Genomic DNA, 17,506 nt, shown 5'->3' with positions numbered 1-17,506 from the left:
CGCCGACGCTGTTCGTCGTCTGCTAGTGACATGATCGTCACCAGCACATCGACCTCACCGGGGGTGCGTGGGTCAAAAGCAAGCTCATCTACAAAGGCCCTACTTCCGCCGGCGCAGCAGCACGCAACCCGGGACAGCTAGACGACGCCGAACCCTCTTGGAACCCGCTAGGCCTCGGAGCCCTACGTGCTGGCTGGGGCCAAGCTGGTGACCAGTTGCCCGGCCTCAAGGTAGTGGGTGAGGTCGAGGCCGCTGTCGATCATGGTCAGGACGGCATGGTGCCGGGTCGCAGGGATCGCGGCAATCTGGTTGCCGTTGCGGTTGACGTTGATGGGCGCAGGCTTCTTGCCTGGGTGGCGCAGCGTGACCGGCCCGTCTCCGGGGCCGGGACCAGCCCAGACAAGGGGGATCGTCACGGAGCGTCCCTTCAACAGTCTGTCGAGCGGATTGGCTGGCTGGCTCACGTAGTCGAGGAGGTCCTCAACCTCGTAAGCGTTGGCCTTGTACGCGTTGACCCATCCGTCGATCTGCTGATCGGCGACCCAGGCACGGAGTTCGCCGGAGTCGATGCCGGCCTCCACCGCGGCCCGGCCGATCTGATGGGCCAGGCGACGGGATGTGATGCCGGAGGTCAACAGCATGATGGCCTGCTCCGTGTCGACGCCGTGCCGGATGTGCCAGGCCGTCTGCGCGAAAAGGCGAGGTGTCGTGGGTGTCAGCAGGGGGTGGGTGTTGACGAGGTTGATCAGGGCGCCAGCTGTCCAACTGATCGCGTGCTCGAATGCCTGCTTGATGCTCTGGACGGTGAGTTCCAGCATTCGGGGGTGGGCCGGCATACCGTCCGGCACCCAGGCACGGGCCAGCTCCGGGATGGAAGCGCCGGAGATCCAGTCCCGAACCGCGTCGTCCACAAGTACGTCGCCGCGGAAGCTGGGGGTCTTCCGGGTGGTGAGCTTCCAGCTCCCGATGGTCTCGGCCGTTTCTAGGAGGGCTGCGAAGGCGTCCTGCTCGGCAAGGAAGTCCAAGGTCCGCCCCAGCGGCCACTCGGGGGGTCCGAAGAAGACGCTCATCTCGTCTGAGGCGTCCTCGGGAATTGCGTAGGCGACAAGTTGCTCCGCGAGGCGTCCAGCGACCTGGTCGAGGAAGCGGGCGGATCTGATGCTGGTTCCGGTGCTGGCCCACCGGCGGGTTGAGACGGGGTCGGTGGCGTCGTAGACCGCGGTGACCTGCTCCGCGAGCGCCATCCATCGGGCCGGGACCGAAGGGTCGTCGGCCTGTTCCATCGCGAGCAGCGACCGTACCGGGTCCAACCGGTCGCCGGGTGTTTGGAGGGTCTCGGCATGGGTTTGAAGGACGAGCCACACAAATGTGGCGAAGTCAGCCGCGACGGTCCCCGCCACATCGAACAGGCCGTCGAGCGAATTCTGTAGCTGCAGCTCGGCTTGGGCCAGTGATCGCAGGGCTTCTTCGCTGAGCAGTTCGGAGGTGACGGTGAGCCGCTCGCTGTCGGGGGTGAGCGTCTCGAACTCCGCGGCCTGAGCCTGGTAGGGGCGGGTGAGGATGACCCACCCCTCGCTCTCGCGCCCGGCCCGGCCGACTCGGCCGATGGCGTTGAGCAGTTTCGCGGGACTGAGGCCGTGCTGGTTCCCATATGTGGAATCACCCTCGACCGTGTGGTTGATGATGACGGTGCGCACCGGGAGGTTGACGCCGTCGGTGAGGGTGGTGGTGCTGGCGATGGCCAGCAGGTCTCCATCACGGAGTCCTTGTTCGATGGCGTGGAGGACGTCGTCGGGGAGGTCGGCGTGGTGGAAGGCGACGCCGTGGCGGGTGCAGTCCACTAGGGGATGGTGCTCGCCGAGGGTTTCGCCCAGGAACTCGGTGAGCGTCGCGGCCTCGGGGCGGGCATCCAAGTGCTCGGCCATGGCCAGCGCGGCGTTCCTGGCCGTGACCTTGTTGGCGACGACCATGAGGACGCTGCCGGCTCGGGTCAAGGCGGCGGCGCCTGCGGCGAACACCTGGTAGTCCCGGATGCCACCGCCGAGCCTCGTGGAGCTGTTCCACTGCCAGGCTGCAGGGGAGGCGTACGCCCTGGTGCCGACGTCACGGATGGTCAGGCCGAAGGTGTCGCTGGTTGCGGTCGGCCGGACATCGAGCCGGGAGGCCACCGGCACGTTGGCTCGAACGGTTGAGGGGTGCTTCGGGCTCGGCCTGCGCTGGGTGCGCTGAGCCTGGTCCTTAAGCAGCTGTGGGTACATGAGGCCATGCAGGCGCCTCGGCCCGCGCCAGTCGTCAGTGAAGTACACCTCCTCCGCCGGCCGCGTCGGGTCTAGCCACGACGCCAGGGCGCCCCGGTTGCCCACAGCGGCGGAAAGCAGTACCAGCCTGATGTCGGAGCGGGGCCTCAGAAGGGCGAGGAGGCTCTCCAGTACGAAGCCACGCCGGCCCTGTGCGAGGTGGTGGGCCTCGTCGACGACGATGAGGCTGACTTCGTCCAGCGCTGTGCCCGGGGCGTTGCGGATCATGTGCATGAGCCGCTCTGGGGTCACGATGTCCACGTCCCCGACGAGGGAGCCGCTGCCGTCGGCGAGCGGGAAGTCCGGCTGCTCGGCGATCAGCTTGCGCTCCAGCTGCCGTAGTCGGCCTCGTAGCGCGGCCCGCATCTCGCGGCCCAGGCTGCGCATCGGCGACACGTAGACCACGCGGCCGGGCCTCTGTGCCAGGTGGGAACAGATCACTAGCTGGGCCATCAGCGTCTTGCCCGCGCTGGTGGGTACGCTGATCAGGCTCCGGGCGGTATCGGGGTTGACCGGGTTGCCCCGCTCGAGGTTCAGCAACTGGCGCTGCGGACGCCACAGGGTCATCACCGGCGGATCGGACAGTGCGAAGGTCCGGGCCACGGCATCCGGAGTTCCCGGCGGGAGCAGCGTGTACAAGCTACTGGCGGCCATCTCCCCGCTCAGGTCGAGGAGGTGGGCCGCGACCCACCGGGCCGACGGGTCACTGCGGCCGGCCCGGCCGTCGAGGATGCGGGCCAGCAGGTCCTGTGCGGCTCGCCGATCGTCCGGATAGCCGAGCGAGAGGAACCGGCGCAGGTGGTGGACCGCTTCGACGACGGCTTCGGCAGGTCCATACATCGTGCCCGCGAGGGGATCGCCGTCCATCAGCTCACGCAGCTCCGCGAACTGCCGGCGCCACGCGGACAGGGCCCGGTTCAGATCGGGCCGGTCGAATGCCAGGAACACGACCCCGGCCTCCAGGGCCAAGGTGTCGATGTGCGCCGGGAGTGAGGAAGTGAAGTTCACCAAGTTTTTGACCTGGCGGTACACGGCGGTGGCGTTGGGCTCTTGCTCGCACCGACGGTATCCGGCCTGCGCGGCAAAGGCGATCCTCAGCCGCTCGGTCGGGGAGTGCCGCTCGTCGGCCAGTGCCAGGTCCATGACGTGCGCGCTGACCGCGAGGGCCTGCCGGGTCCGTATCGGGTCGAACCCAGGAGCCTCAGGCTCGACCGCGGCCAGCCCGTGCAGGAGCCACGCCGTCGCCAGCACATCGTCCGGAATCTCCCGGTCCCTGCCGAAGGCGGCGATCTCCAGGTGGGTGATGGCTGCCAGCAGTTCCTGCGCCGAGGGCAATACCCCGCCGGGGCGGTGTTCGCCGAGGGCCGTCGCGAGTACGGCCGGATCTAGAGTGCGGTCCACACGTACTTCCTCACCTGATGGGCGAAGCCCTCCAGATCGTCGATCGCCACCACCAGGCCCTGTAGGGCGCCAGGGCGCTTGTGCGTGGTGAAGTGCTCGTGCGCGAGGTGGAATGCCTTCTTGGGGATCGCCGTGGCGTTCAGTGCCACGCTGACGCCGGCGCCGACGGACTCCTCCTCATCGACCCATTGCTCGGCCAGGCTGCCCACGAACTCCCGAGTGTCGTCCGCGAGTAGCTTGTCGCCCCAGGAGAGCATCCCCAGGTAGGTCGCCCCCTTCGTGCTGAGCTGTGTCCAGCCCTTGTGGATCGCCCCGTCCGGCCGGTTCTTCTTCCCCGTGTACTTCTTCATCTCCCACAGACGGAAGGAGAAGCCCCGGGCCGATCCGTCTTCTCGGTAGACGATGAGTCCGTCGCCCCCGCCGTCGTTGACGGCCGCCTTCGGTGGTCCGAGGATTTCCACAGCGCGCGCTGGATCTTCCGGAAGGTCGCGGGTTAGGAGGTACCAGAGCCACTCACCCACGTACCCGGCCAGCCCATGGTTCCCCGTCCTCATCGCGGCTGCCGCTTCGAAGACGGGCTTCGCGAAGGTCGCCACCAGGACGTGATCCCTACCGGTCAGCGTCACCTCGTTCAAGGTGGCCTCGTGCCACTTTCCGTAGCTCCGGGGGCGTCCGCCGGTACGTTCCCGCATGATCTCGTCCGCGATGATCCACGCGGCGGCAGCCCGGTCTTCTGGGCTCCCGCTGAGAGTGACAACGAGCTCCCAGCGGCACTGCTGGTCGTCTCCGCGGGGCTCTCGTCGTACCAGGTCGGCCATCCGTCCACCGGCGGCCGTTGCTCGGGCCTGCGCTTGCGCGGGCGAAAAGTCCGCCACCCAAACCCCCTGCTCGTCCCCAGTCACCCGCACCGTACCGGCTGGGCGCGGGGGCCGAGGCGGCCCTCGGTGAGGTCACCCTATCGAGCGGTCCGCGTCGGCACTCGCCTTCGGGGGATTGGGCCCGGCCGCACGAACGACTACGTTGTGCGCATGTTCGAGTGCGCATTCTGTGGCGTTCCGGTCGAGAATCGGCGTGAACACGTTCGGCCGAGGTGGCTCTTGGAGCGCTACAAGGGCCAGGAGCCGTACACCATCTACCAGGCCGGTGAACCCATCCCGTACCGCAGCGGGAAGACCGAGCGAGAACAGCTGTCCAGGGTGATGGCTCCCGTGTGTGACCAGTACACCGAGGGGGGACGCAACTGCAACGGCTGGCTCGACGACAGCTTCGAGAAGCCTGCCAAGGGCCACGTGCGGGCCCTCTTGGACGGCAGGCCGATCGTCGATTCGGCCGTCGACGCCGTGGCCCGTTGGGCGATCAAGACCCTGCTCCTCGAACAGCACCCCGACGCCCACGATTCCGAACTGCCCAACCACGTACACGACTCATGGCCAAACCTTGATCATCTGCTCTTCGCCATGCGGGCGACGGGCCAGATGCCGGCCGACCTCTCGCTGTGGTGCGCGGTCACCAGCCAAGAGGAGACCGGGCCTGACACCCCCGACGAGGTGATCATCCTCCCGACGCTCCTCGTTGCCGGGAACGCGGTCGCCTTCGAGTTCTCCGCATTCGGCTACGGCATGGCTGACGGACGGCAGCTCTCGCTGCAGCTCCTGCACCACCCGCACGTCGAGGTCGAGCACCCCTTCGAGGCGGCGGGCCTCGCCGCACGCCTCTGGCCGGAGCCTCCCTCCCGGCTCGACCCTGCCTTGATGCCGACCCTCGCCGCCGAGGGCACACGCAACTGGAACCGGACCTTCTGCAAGGGCGGGGGGCTCACGGACTTGGGCCTCCTGTGGCTGCCGAACTCCATCAGGTTGCGCGGCCTCACCAGCCCCCGGATCCGCGCTCGCGACTCCACTCCGAACGGAGTCGCCTTCTGACGCTTCGTACAGCCAGATCTCAGGACAGCTCCAACAGTTCGGCGCTGATTCGGTCCCATGCCGGTCGGGGGCCTTCGACCGGGCGAACGGCTGTGAGCAGACGGCCGTCGAGGAACGTGTCGAGCCGATCCCCGGTCAGGCTGGCCAGCCGCTCGCGCTGGGCACGGCGATCCAGCTCGACGCGCTCACCCAGGACTCCGAGCAGCACCTCGTGCCGTGCCTCGCCCAGGGCGTCGCCGCGGATCCATCGTCCCCGGACGGGCACGCCGGCGAGCGTGCCGAGCTGGTTCTCCTCCCGCTCGAAGGCCCGGTCCATCGCTTCTTCGGCCGCAGGGCCCACCCGGCGAATCGCCTCTCTGATGGATGCCTCACCACTGACCTCGGGGAGCGCTACCACCAGTGGAGACGGCACTGCAGAGTCCTGGTCTGGGACTGGATCCACTACGCGGCGGCGGCCAGGGGGCGGCACGCGGAACTGCCACGGGTTGAGCGGGTTGCCGGGTTCCTCGATCCATCCGGTCTTGAGGCCCTTCAGGGCGGCGGAGTGGTCGGGGAGGAAGATGTCGACGTAGACGCCGCCCGGGCCGAGCCAGACCCAGCTCATGAAGTAGGCGTGATCGCCATGGTCGACGGACCACTGCGCGAGCTTCTCCAGGCGCTTCCTCTGCTCCGGGGTGCCCTTGCCCGCCGGGAACATCTGCTTGGCCCGCCGTCGTCGCCCCCGTGCTTCGCCCGCGACCGGTCCGGCAGCCAGGTCGTACAGAAGATCCGGCCGCACGCCGGTCTTCGCGTAGACCCTGCGGAGCTTTCCCGGCAGCCGGTCGAAGCTGTTGAGGCCGCCGGTCGTGTGGCTCCAGTCGAAGAGGACCTCACTGGCGGCGCTCATCACGCCGAGCCCGGTGCACTCGCTGACGAAGCGCTGGATGTGGCCGGCGCTGGAGTCGAGAGCGGAACACTCGACTCCGAGTGGTCCCTTGCCCTGGTCGCCAAGGATGTAGCTGAGGAGCAGGCTGATCTCGTGATCGCGCACGCGCTGGTCGACCGTCTTGCGAAGGTCGCACGCGAGGGCGTTGACGTTGACCAGGGAGGCCAGGGAGACCGGCAGTGGGCCCTGCCCGATCTCCACGGCCTGGACCGCTTCAGCGCCGGCCTTCCCCTGCTCGATCGTGAAGCGCCACACACGGGCGCGCACCGTACTCATAGGAGAACCCTACGATCCGCCTTTCGCGCCGCTTCTCGCCCTACCGGTCAGGTCTGGGGCCGGGGTCCAGGTCGTGGTCCAGGAGGGCCTGGACGATCCTCTCGGTGCGCGCGTGCGCTTCGGTTCCGTGGCCGGCGAGGTTGTGGTCGAGCGTCTTCCATGGCATGTCGAGCACCTGCTTCATCTCGTCGATGAGGCCGGACCATGGCGCGAGGGAATCGGTCAGCTCCTGGAGCTTGTCGGACCAGCCGGCTCGGTGGGCTCCCAGAGCGAAGCCGACCATAAGGACGGCGAAGAGCGGTTCGCTGTCGAGAGCTGTGCAGGCGCCAAGGCCAGCAGGGTTCTCCTTGCCGGTCTGGGCTGCGAGCGCCCGGGTGACAAGGGGGAGCTGGAGGAAGAGCGCTGCGGCCACCGAGCGGGCTTCCTCCCATTCGGCATCGGAGGCTTCGGCGAACGCTTCGGTCATCCGCGGCAGGGAGACGAAGTCGGCAGCATCGACGATGAGGTTCGCCGGGCCGGTCAACCACGGCTCAGCGCCTTCCACCCTCTGCCGTCTACCCGGCGAGACGCCGAGGACCGCCTCGATGGTCCTCGCCTCGGCTTCCGTCACGGCCGGCTGCGTGCCGAGGACGAAGATCTGCAACAGGTGCGCGACAGCGGTTGCCCGGTCGCCGGCGGGGACCCGGATCGGGCGGGGCAGAGCGTCCTTGCCACGCTTCGCGGCCATGGTCGCGGCGACAGCACCCACGACCGCGTCCTGATCGCCGGCGGGGTCGCGGCCCTGGCGGGATGCCTCGGCCCGAAGTGCGTGCTCCACCTCGCGTGCCAGGCCGTTCAGCAGGACGGCCGCGGAGGCACGGACTGCACCCAGGGCAACGGGGAAGCCCTCGACCCACAGCACGACGCGCAGCACGTCCATGTCCACGGTGCGCTCGCGCCAGCGCAGAAGTCGGACCATCTGGCGGTCGCTGCCTGGCGGATAGATCCAGACCGGGCGGCGGCCGTCGTTCGCGATCCGTACAGGGCGGGGCATCAGGCCGCTGCTGCGGAGGTCCTCCAGCTTCCTCTCGGTCATCGTGCTGAAGCCGGCGGTCGTGGCGGCGCGAAGGAGGTCGTCGCGCTGCAGGACCTGAGGTTCAACTTCCATGCCGAGCAGCGTAGGGGCCCGCGGCGCGCTGGGCGAGCCGAGTACTCCCGTCCCGAGCCGCTCTAACTTGCAAACGGGTCTACCCCCGTTGTCACCAGCGGGTTTGCGCTGCTTCTGTGAGGACGCGGCGCCAACTGGGGTGCTGCACCTCCCCCTCGGAAGGGCTTGACCATGTCCAAGAATCAGGTAGCGGCCATGACCGGATTGATCGTTCGCGTCCTGGCGAAGCGGTGGGCCGAAGCGCACGGCCTCAGCAGGGAGCAGCGCTTCCTCCTCGCGTGGGCGGCGGGTGCTCTCGCCTCGATGGCGATCATGCGCATGTGATGCCGTCGAGGAGCCCGCAGACATCCGGTCGGTCCAGCGGCGGTCCCGGCGGGAGGCCGGCCATGATGCGGGCCGTTCCCGCGGCCCCGCGTCCCGCCCAAAGCCGAACGCGTGACTGTCCGCGGTGCTCGAAGGGGAGTTGACCAAGGACCCGGTCGCTCACGGCCGGCCGGACCAGCGGTGGATGCTCGCCCGTATCAAGACGCTGATCAGCCAGCGGTCCACAAGTCCAGAACGTTAGGAGTCAATCGGCGCGCCGCAGGCCCGGGCCTGGAATCAGCCCCAGTACAGCCGGCGGCGAGCACGCCGCCCCCGCCGGCCAACACCGGACCTGCACGGACCAGCCGCTCAAAGGCTAGAGATGGCGGCAAAGGTCGGCGGCGAATCACCGGTCAGCCAAACTGGGGAACCACCGGATCATTGAATATCCACCGCCACCCATGCCCAAGTCGTCGATAGGTACCCCCACGAACCTACTGATCAGTCCCCTCCAGGTTCCCGCCACACGGGCCGCGGGGCTCCGACGCTTGCTTCACGCCAGCGCATAGCTCTGCCGGAAGTAGTCGGCCGCGCGCTCCAGGTCACGTTCGGACTGGAGCGTCAACTCCAGGTCGCCAGTTCCGTGGTGGCCTAGCCCAGTCACGTCCCGCGCGAAACCGTGCACGAGGTCGACCGTCGCAGGATCGGCCTTCAGGTAGACCAGCAGTTTGGCCTTCTTCGGCGGAACCAGACAGGCATAGTTTTGCATGCGTCTGTAAGCGGTGTAGGTCCGGTTCGTGACCTTGGTGAGGTCTTCGCCGAGCCCAAGGAGCGCCTCGTCGACCGCCGCAGCCAACTCCACCATGGCCCCTGCCGGCGTGACGGTTCGCTGCGCCAGAGCAGTACCTCGACTCCGCCTCCCAACCTTCGGCGACGCCGCATGACCAGGGAAGGAAGCAACCGTCTCAAGGCCGACGTGCTCGCTGCCGAAGTACCTGTAGCGGACCAGGTCGATGGCGTGCCGGTGCTCGCGGACGGCGTGCATGTCGTAGCGCGTGAAGTCGCCAGCCACGCAGATCAGCCTCGGTGCGCTCCAAAGCACCTCGTCCGCAGCGTGAACCCCGAGCCGGTCGTGGACTAGGTGCCGGAAGCTTTCCCGGTGGTCGAGCAGCCAGGCCATGTAGAACAGGCCCTGATTGATCACACCTGCATCGGTGCCGCGCTTGTACTCGACGATCACCGGTGCGCCATTCTCGTCGATGCCCAACGAGTCGATCCGGCCACCGTGAACCGGTCCGGTGCTGTATTCGCTCGCCAGGAATCGGACGCCGAGCATCGTCTGCATGTGCGCCTCGACGAGGTCCTGCACATCAGCCTCGATCTCGGCTAGGCGCGGCATGACCTCGGTCACGCCGCTTTTCGTTTTGAACAGCTTCAGGCCTGACACCCCCTCTGTATCGATTGGCCTCCAACACACAGCCAGCCAGATCTATTTCCGACACGCAAAGGGCCCTCCAATCCCGGCCGCGATCCTCACCGTGCGTAGCCGGACCCAAATCCGTCGACCCGGGCCGGGTTGGCTCCTCGGCGAACCACACGGACGTCGTGAACAACCTCTCGGACGCTGCCCCCGCGTGGCCCAGGACGTCAAGGATTCCTTGGCCTCGGCCCGCAACCGAGCATAGGGGCCCACGGCGCTCGCGGAGTCGGCCGGTGCCACGCCGGTGGCCCCTCAGCCCTCGGCTGTTCATCCCTGACCGTGCGGAACGGCGCTCACTCGCCTTCGTCCTCGACCGGGGCGGCCCGGCGGTCTCCCGCACCTGATCCCGAAGCAGTCCGAACAGGCGCAACCGGAGTCGGCGGGGTGTCTCGGGGCCCAGCCGGCAGCCCTCGACAACAAGTTCAGGGGGTGCGGCGGGGCACCTTACAGGCCCCCACTGACAGTTTCCCGAATCAGGTATGACGGGCTTGCACCGCCAAATCCCAACCTGCTTACATCCTTCTCACCGCACCTGAGATGACATCAACTCAGCTAGACAGAAGAGCATTTGTTCGAAAGTAACAGGGGGAATGCGCCTTGCAGGATTTATTCACCACTACCGATCATCCGTGGATCCCGGTCATTGTCCGCGCCTCCCTGAATCCCGATCAGCACGCCGAACTGACCCGCTTGATGCCCGGTGCGAGGCTTGGCCGCCGGCACACCGTGAGCCTGTACCAGTTCTTGGCCGGCGCCCATCTCTTAGCGGACTTCGATCTGGCCCATCCTCCGGTCGAGGCCGTCCTGCGCCGCCTACTTGCCGCCATGGTCGCCCGCGTCACCGGTCTCGATGCCGGCACCGGCGACGACTGGCTCGACACCCGCGATGCCCTCCTCACCGCCGGCCGCCTCGACCCCGATCGCGTCCGCGCCTACCTCGACGAGCATGCCGACCGGCTCGCCCTCCACGGAACGGCGCGTCCTTTCCTCCAAGACCCGCGCCTCGCCGACGAATGCAACACGCCCGCGGCTCCTGGCCGCCTCTCGATGGAGCGCCCGTCCGGGAACAACGCGCTGTGGAGCGTTCACACACCGCAGGACGTCCCGCTCTCCCCCGCTGAGGCAACTGCCTGGATCCTCGCCTGGCACGGCTTCGGCCCCTCAGGCACCGCCGCGATCCGCAAGCACGACGACCGCACCACGAAGATCACCAAGGCCGGTCCCTACCGCTCCCTCATCTCCTACTTCCCGCACGCCTCCGGCGACCTCTTCGTCACCCTCATCACCTCCGTACCCCACCCCGCTGCCTGGCCCACCAACCCCGGAGACGACCTCGCGCCCTGGGAGACCGACACGCTCCCCGACCCCCTCAACCCCGCTCCGCCGACCGGGCCCGTCTCCCTCCTCACAGCCCGCACCGCCCATGCCTGCCTCGTCCAACCCGACGCCCACGGGCAGATCACCGGCGTCCGGGTCGCCTGGGGCACCAGTACGGACCTCCCCGCCGCCGTCGACCCCTACGTCGTCGAACGAGAGAAGGGCGGCCCCCTGCGCGCCGATCGCAACCGTGCCGTCTTCCGTGATCTCGACGCACTCCTTCTCAAGCACCGCCCTGGCAGCAAGGTCACCGTCCGCCGCCCCCTGATCTTCGACTCGATCTCCGAGCTCCCTCCCGAAGTCCTCTCCTCCCTCGGTGTCCGGGCCGTCGGCTGGCACCAGGAGAAGCAGGACAAGAACACCGGCTGGTACACAGCCACCACCCCACCTGTCCTCCGCTTCCTGGAGGAACGCGACCCCGACGGCGCCGCCGCGGTATCCACGCTGCGCGCCCGCACCGAAGCCACGGCCGGCGACCTCGCAAGAGCCCTCGCCTCGGCCTGGTACTCCGTGAACACCGGCCGCAAGCCCGACGAACGCGCCGCACTCGTCGGACCCGCCGTGACGGAGTTCTACGTCCGCGCCGAGAGCGAGTTCTGGCGCTCCGTCGAGGACACCTCCCGCCGACCCGCGCTCAGACAGGTCGCACTCACCGTGTTCGACGCGGCGACCACCGCCATGAACACCACCGTGCGCGGCATGGAGGCTGTCGCGAAGGCCCGGGCCAAGCTCACCGAACGGACCGCGACGCCGCGCGCGAAAGCAGCGAAATAGCCTTCGCCCCTCGCCGCGTGCACCCACCGCCCTGGACCCACCCCGCTCCGGTGTGACGGCACACCCACGCCCGGGGGACCAGACATCACCGAAAGGAGGCTTCGTGGCCGGCACCACCCACGACGCGGAGACCCCACCACCCGGCCCGCCCGAATGGCTCCGGTACTCGATCCGCTTCATGGACCGCGTAGCCAAGGTCTGCCGGACCCCCGGCGGACGATCCGACCTTCGCACGGGCAGAACTCCGTCCGGACTCGCCGAACCGTGGCGGATGATGCCGCACTTGATCGGCTTCGTCCCACGCCAGAACGCCCGAACCGAGACCGCCTACCTCTCGGTCGCGGCGATGTACGCAGCTCAGGCCGACAACCCGCGCCTGAAGAAGGGCGGGAGCCCTGCCAGTACCTACGACCCGGGCCTCCACAACTTCGGCGCCAGCCTCGCCGAGGCCGTCCGTCGCGGCATCCTCAACGACGCCACCGCCAGCGACCGCCTTCAGCTCCTCGCCCGGCAGAACACCCTCCAAGGCCTCCTGCGCTACCTGCGCCCCCTCGTCGACCGGCTCGCCTCCGAAGGCATCGCCGTGTCCTGGCCGCACCTGGTCAACGACGTCGACCGCTGGACCCTCTACCGCAACGACATCGCCCGTGCCTGGATGCGCACCTACTACAGCCCCACCCACAACGCCGAAACCGAGGAGTCCCAGCCGTGACCGTCTTCGTGTGCGCCCATGTCCTGCACTCCCACCCGATGTCCAACCTGAACCGCGACGACCTCAACAGCCCCAAGTCCACAGTCTTCGGAGGCACTGAACGCTCCCGCATCTCCTCCCAGTGCAGCAAGCGCGGTGTCCGCCACAGCGTCGAGGAGATCCTCGGCGACCGGGCCCTGCGCACACGCCGCGTCCCCGCCCAGGTAGCCGCCGCTCTCAGGGAACGGGGGTGGGACCCAGGCGAGGCCGAAAAGGCCGGCCAGGCGGTCGCCTTGGCCGCCGGAGTCAAGGGTCTCACCATCGCCGACGACGGCATGACGAGCATCATGCTGCTCCTGCCCGCCTCAGGTATCACCGCACTGGCCGACCTCGTGGAACAGGACAGGGCGCTCATCGCCCGCGTCGCCGCCCACCAGGAAGCCGTAGCCGCCGCCGACAAGCCCGGCAGCAAGACCAAGGCCCCCAAACTCGCACCGGAGACCGCCAAGGAGTTCAAGGCCGTCCAAGCCGAGGTCCGTAAGGTATTGGCCGACCGCAACGCCTCGATCGCCGCGTTCGGCCGGATGCTCGCCAATACCCCCGAAGTCACGGTCTTCGGTGCCGTCTCCGTCGCCCACGCCCTAACCACTCACACAAATGCGGAACAAACGGACTTCTTCACTGCGGTCGATGACGTCCCCGGCGGGGACAACGGCTCCGCCCACATGGGCAACTTCGCCCACACCAGCGGCACGTTCTACAAATACGCCTCGATCAACCTCACCGAGCTGCTCCGCAACCTCGACGAGGACCTCGAAGCCGCCCGAACGCTGGTCCCAGCCTTCCTCCAGCAGTTCGCAGTGAACGTCCCCCAGGCCAAGAAGAACTCCACCGCGCCGTTCACCGCACCCGCGCTCGTCTACTACACCGTCCGCACCGACCAGCCCGTCTCCCTGGCCGACGCCTTCGAGGCCCCGATCGCGGAATCGGACGGCTCCGGCTATACGGCCCCCAGCATCGCCGCACTCGACGCCCACGCCACAGCCATCAACACCTTCCTCGGCACCACCCATCTCAAGGCCACCGGCCATGCCGGAACCGGCACGAAGGGCGGTAGCCTCTCCGGTCTCGGCCCCCGCATCCCCGCCCTGGCCGAGCTCGTCACCACCGTCGCCGACGCCGCATTCGCCGCCCTGGAGACCCAGTGACCGCCGGCGTCGTCCTGCACCTGACCGGACCGCTCCACTTCTACGGCAGCCATCAAGGCGGACGCGTCCGTGGAACCCTCCCCCACCCCACCCGCTCCGCCCTCATCGGCATTGTCGCCGCCGCCCAGGGACGACCCCGCCAGGCAGACACCACGGACCTTGACGCTCTCGGCTTCACCATCCGCGTCGACCGGCCGGGCAAATTAATCCGCGACTGGCACACGGTCGGCGGAGGCTACCCCAAGCACCGCACTGTCCTGACCGCAGACGGCTCCCGACGAGGCGAGGCCCTCCTCTTCGAGGACTACTACCTCGCCGATGCCGCGTTCACCGTCTCCGTCACCGGACCCCCCTGCCTCGTCCAAGCCGTGAGCACAGCGCTCGCCCGCCCCGTCTTCCCGCCCTACCTCGGCCGCCGATCCTGCCCGCCCAGCATCCCCATCCTCCTGGGACGGGCAGACGACCCCGTCGCCGAACTCGACCGCATCCCCCTCCACCGGCCCGCCCCACGCACCGACGACACCGTCGACATCCAGTTCCTCTCCGAACAAGCACCCACCGGCGACCCCGACCGCCCTCCGACCCGCCACATCCAGGACGTCCCCCTCCCCGGCCCCACCCGCCACTTCACCAGCAGACCCGTCTGGGAGACCCTCCGCACCCTCCCCAGCGACCTGTGCGCCGGCTACGGAACCCGCTACCTCACCGCCCTCACCCAGCAGCGGCCCATCGCCGCCTGAACCTCAACCCAGGCCCGCACTCGCGGGCGCTCCCGCAGGAGACCAGCCATGACGACCACACTCACCGCCCACCTCACCCGCATCCAACTCGCACCGCGCAGCCACGACGTCGCCCGCGACCTGCGCAACGTCCAGTCCCTCCACTCCCGGATCCTCGCCCTGGTCCCCGACCGACTCGGATCCGCGAAGACCCGATCCGCCGCCGGCATCCTCTACCGCCTCGAACGCACCGCCCGCGGCCACACCCTCCTCATCCAGTCCACCAACCCCCTCGACCTCGACGCGCTCCCCGTCGGCTACGCCTCAGCCACCGACGAACGCGACCTCACCCGCCTCCTCGACTGGCTCTCCCCCGGCCGGCGCGTCCGCTACCGCCTCGACGCCCACCCGACCCGCTCCATCCCCAGCCCCACCGACAACCTGGACGACAACGGCCGCCGCCGACGCGGCACCCGCATCCCGGTCTTCGGCGAGGACGCCATCACCTGGTGGACCCGCAAGGCCACCACCGCCGGGCTGTCCATCAACCCCACCCAACTCGCAGCCGGCCAACTCACCACCGTCCAAGGCCACAAGACCGACCCCAACCACCCCGACCGCCGACTCCGCATCAACGCCAAACCCACCCGCTTCGAAGGCAACGCCACCATCACCGACCCGGACCACCTCCGCACAGCAATCCTCACCGGACTAGGCCGAGACCGCGCCTACGGCGCCGGCCTCCTCTCCATCGCGCCCCTCACCGGAGCCTGAACCCCCGGCCGAGCCCCCCTGGCGTCACTCTCCCGAAATCCTCACCACGGCACCTTGATAAAGAAACAGCAAAGCCCACACAACGCCGCACGTCACAAAGGGTCCGGCCTGCACGCGCGGGAGTCGACCGTCATCAACGGATCGCAGGCCTGCGAGATGTTCGTCCGGCCTGCACGCGCGGGAGTCGACCGACGTACGCCTACTACCTCGCCCCCGGCCACCTGTCCGGCCTGCACGCGCGGGAGTCGACCGACCGACAACCGGACGGGGGTGCGGCCGCAGTCGTCCGGCCTGCACGCGCGGGAGTCGACCGTACTCGGCGCCCGTGTTGTGGTCGACGGTCGGGTCCGGCCTGCAAGCGCGGGAGTCGACCGGTCCTCACCCTGGACTGCGAGAACGGGGCCCCGTCCGGCCTGCACGCGCGGGAGTCGACCGTGAGAGCCGGCCGCGTGGATCGGCAGACCCTCGTCCGGCCTGCACGCGCGGGAGTCGACCGCTGACCACGGGCCTGGCCGGCGTCGCGCTGTGGTCCGGCCTGCACGCGCGGGAGTCGACCGGACGACAAGAAGAGCCTGCTCGGCGGACTCCTGTCCGACCTGTAGGCGCGGGGGTCGACCGTCCTGGCGGGAGGGCCACCGCCCGCTCAAACGGCCCTACCTGCACGCGCGGGAGTCGACCGCTCGCACCGGCCATCGGGGCACTCGTGGGCTGGGCCGACCTGCACGCGCGGGAGTCGACCGACCGACGCCGCCGCGGCGTCGGCACGGGACGGGTCCGACCTGCACACGCGGGAGTCAACTGGCCAAGGAGCCCCGCTACCAGCAGGGCGGCGCGTCCGACCTGCACGCGCGGGAGTCGACCGGATGACGGGCGGCTCCTGCTCGTCTGCCGCACGTACGACCTACACCTGTGCGGGAGTCCGTCGGGCGCCGGGTTCTGGAAGGTCTACGGCAGTGGAACCGACCCGCAAACGCGGGAGTCTCGACATCTCCACGACTGGTCTGGCGATGTCACCCTCTGTGTAACAGCCAAACCCACCCCGCTTCTAGGGCAACGCCATCATCGCGGACCCGGACCACCTCCGCACAGCAATCCTCACCGGACTAGGCCGAGACCGCGCCTACGGCGCCGGCCTCCTCTCCATCGCACCCCTCACCGGAGCCTGAACCCCCGGCCGAGACCCCACCCCGAGCCACCACTCTCCCGAAACCCCACCACCGCACCCTGACAAAGAAACAGCAAAGCCCATACAATGCCGCACTTCACAAAGGGTCCGGCCTGCACGCGCGGGAGTCGACCGGGCTCCGCCGATCGCCCGGGGTGCCGGGGGACGTCCGGCCTGCACGCGCGGGAGTCGACCGTAGCTGGTGTAGCCGGCCATGATGATCCGCTTGTCCGGCCTGCACGCGCGGGAGTCGACCATCCGAGGCCCAGGGCGACCCAAACCGCCCTTGGTCCGGCCTGCACGCGCGGGAGTCGACCGCCCTGCACTTCGGGGACTACGGACACATAGCCGTCCGGCCTGCACGCGCGGGAGTCGACCGATCACGGTGGCGGCCGCCGGAAGCGCGGAGGGGTCCGGCCTGCACGCGCGGGAGTCGACCGCCGATGGCCAGGACGACGAGTCGGCGGATACTGTCCGGCCTGCATGCGCGGGAGTCGACCGCCGCTCAGCGGCAGGATGACGGCGGCCGCGGTGTCCGGCCTGCACGCGCGGGAGTCCACCGTCGGGTGAGATCGAGATGGGTCCGGTTGCTGCGTTCGACTTGCAAGCACGGACGTCCACCGCTGGGCGCCCTCCACATCGTGATCGCCTGTATCGTCCGACCTGCATATGCGGGAGTCGACCGCTTGCAAGCCACTGGCCAGTGTTGGGATGCGGGTCCGGCCTGCACGCGCGGGAGTCAACCGAGCCAGGAGAAGGAAGTCCGCGGCCTGACCTCGCCCGACCTGCACGCTCGGGAGTCAACCCTGCCGACCGCCCCATGACCGCCGACACCGACCGTCCAGCCCGCACGCGCGGGAGTCGACCCGGCTCGCACATCGCCTGTGCCTCGTTGGCGCCGTCCAGCCCGCACGTGCGGGAGTCGACCGATGGGCACCGGCACGAACATTCACGACAGGGCGTCCAGCCCGCAACTGCGCCCGGATGGAGCCACCGTGGGGTCCGAACTGCACGCGCAGGAGTCGACCGCCGGAGCCCGGAGGCGGA

At 68.9% G+C, this 17,506-nt stretch carries 13 protein-coding genes and 1 CRISPR repeat array; of the genes, 8 read left to right on the top strand and 5 right to left on the bottom strand.

Going from position 1 to position 17,506, the window contains the following annotated elements:
- Positions 1–182: 182 nt before the first annotated feature.
- Positions 183–3,698, bottom strand: coding sequence for a DEAD/DEAH box helicase (locus ACZ50K_RS11940; RefSeq protein WP_468900946.1), 3,516 nt, complete (start codon positions 3,696–3,698; stop codon positions 183–185).
- Entirely contained in the window at positions 3,683–4,516 is an 834-nt protein-coding gene (locus ACZ50K_RS11935) for a hypothetical protein (protein ID WP_468900944.1), read from the bottom strand. Before ACZ50K_RS11935 ends, ACZ50K_RS11940 begins: the two co-directional genes overlap by 16 nt.
- Before the next feature lie 279 nt (positions 4,517–4,795).
- On the opposite strand from ACZ50K_RS11935, the gene ACZ50K_RS11930 reads away from it, so the two are divergent.
- Positions 4,796–5,620, top strand: coding sequence for a hypothetical protein (locus tag ACZ50K_RS11930; protein ID WP_468900941.1), 825 nt, complete (start codon positions 4,796–4,798; stop codon positions 5,618–5,620).
- Between the two features lie 19 nt (positions 5,621–5,639).
- Here the strand turns inward: ACZ50K_RS11930 and ACZ50K_RS11925 are convergent, their stop codons facing one another.
- Together ACZ50K_RS11925 and ACZ50K_RS11920 are read right to left on the bottom strand one after the other, a co-directional pair.
- Positions 5,640–6,821 (bottom strand): hypothetical protein, encoded by a 1,182-nt coding sequence (locus tag ACZ50K_RS11925; protein ID WP_468900938.1) that lies wholly within the window; start codon positions 6,819–6,821, stop codon positions 5,640–5,642.
- 40 nt (positions 6,822–6,861) lie between these two features.
- Positions 6,862–7,968 (bottom strand): hypothetical protein, encoded by a 1,107-nt coding sequence (locus ACZ50K_RS11920; protein ID WP_468900935.1) that lies wholly within the window; start codon positions 7,966–7,968, stop codon positions 6,862–6,864.
- Between the two features lie 171 nt (positions 7,969–8,139).
- Between ACZ50K_RS11920 and ACZ50K_RS11915 the strand changes: the two genes are divergently transcribed.
- The gene (locus ACZ50K_RS11915; RefSeq protein WP_468900933.1) at positions 8,140–8,292 is read left to right on the top strand and encodes a hypothetical protein; all 153 of its coding nucleotides are present in this window, start codon (positions 8,140–8,142) and stop codon (positions 8,290–8,292) included.
- Between the two features lie 532 nt (positions 8,293–8,824).
- Here ACZ50K_RS11915 and ACZ50K_RS11910 read toward each other — a convergent pair.
- The gene (locus ACZ50K_RS11910; RefSeq protein WP_468900929.1) at positions 8,825–9,718 is read right to left on the bottom strand and encodes a DUF5655 domain-containing protein; all 894 of its coding nucleotides are present in this window, start codon (positions 9,716–9,718) and stop codon (positions 8,825–8,827) included.
- Positions 9,719–10,348: 630 nt separating this feature from the next.
- Between ACZ50K_RS11910 and casA the strand changes: the two genes are divergently transcribed.
- The 6 genes from casA to ACZ50K_RS11880 all read left to right on the top strand — a co-directional run bounded on the left by casA (position 10,349) and on the right by ACZ50K_RS11880 (position 16,460).
- A complete protein-coding gene (casA, locus tag ACZ50K_RS11905) occupies positions 10,349–11,902 on the top strand; it encodes a type I-E CRISPR-associated protein Cse1/CasA (RefSeq protein ID WP_468900927.1) in 1,554 nt (517 codons plus the stop codon).
- Between the two features lie 103 nt (positions 11,903–12,005).
- The gene (gene casB / locus ACZ50K_RS11900) at positions 12,006–12,614 is read left to right on the top strand and encodes a type I-E CRISPR-associated protein Cse2/CasB (RefSeq protein WP_468900924.1); all 609 of its coding nucleotides are present in this window, start codon (positions 12,006–12,008) and stop codon (positions 12,612–12,614) included.
- A complete protein-coding gene (gene cas7e, locus ACZ50K_RS11895) occupies positions 12,611–13,801 on the top strand; it encodes a type I-E CRISPR-associated protein Cas7/Cse4/CasC (protein ID WP_468900921.1) in 1,191 nt (396 codons plus the stop codon). Before casB ends, cas7e begins: the two co-directional genes overlap by 4 nt.
- Positions 13,798–14,541 carry a type I-E CRISPR-associated protein Cas5/CasD gene (gene cas5e / locus ACZ50K_RS11890; RefSeq protein ID WP_468900918.1) on the top strand — a complete coding sequence of 248 codons (744 nt, stop codon included), beginning with the start codon at positions 13,798–13,800 and terminating at the stop codon, positions 14,539–14,541. The genes cas7e and cas5e overlap by 4 nt, the downstream gene beginning before the upstream one ends.
- A 48-nt stretch (positions 14,542–14,589) precedes the next feature.
- On the top strand, positions 14,590–15,294 hold the full coding sequence (gene cas6e / locus ACZ50K_RS11885) for a type I-E CRISPR-associated protein Cas6/Cse3/CasE (RefSeq protein ID WP_468900916.1): 705 nt from the start codon (positions 14,590–14,592) through the stop codon (positions 15,292–15,294).
- 1,058 nt (positions 15,295–16,352) lie between these two features.
- A complete protein-coding gene (locus ACZ50K_RS11880) occupies positions 16,353–16,460 on the top strand; it encodes a type I-E CRISPR-associated protein Cas6/Cse3/CasE (RefSeq protein WP_468901202.1) in 108 nt (35 codons plus the stop codon).
- A gap of 104 nt (positions 16,461–16,564) precedes the next feature.
- A CRISPR array of direct repeats spans positions 16,565–17,021; the repeat unit is 29 nt; unit sequence GTCCGGCCTGCACGCGCGGGAGTCGACCG.
- Between the last annotated feature and the right edge of the window lie 485 nt (positions 17,022–17,506).

It is taken from the genome of Streptomyces sp. NPDC033845, from assembly GCF_055576225.1.
Note: the sequence above shows the minus strand (reverse complement) of the source record. Positions and strands in the feature narration are given on the sequence as shown.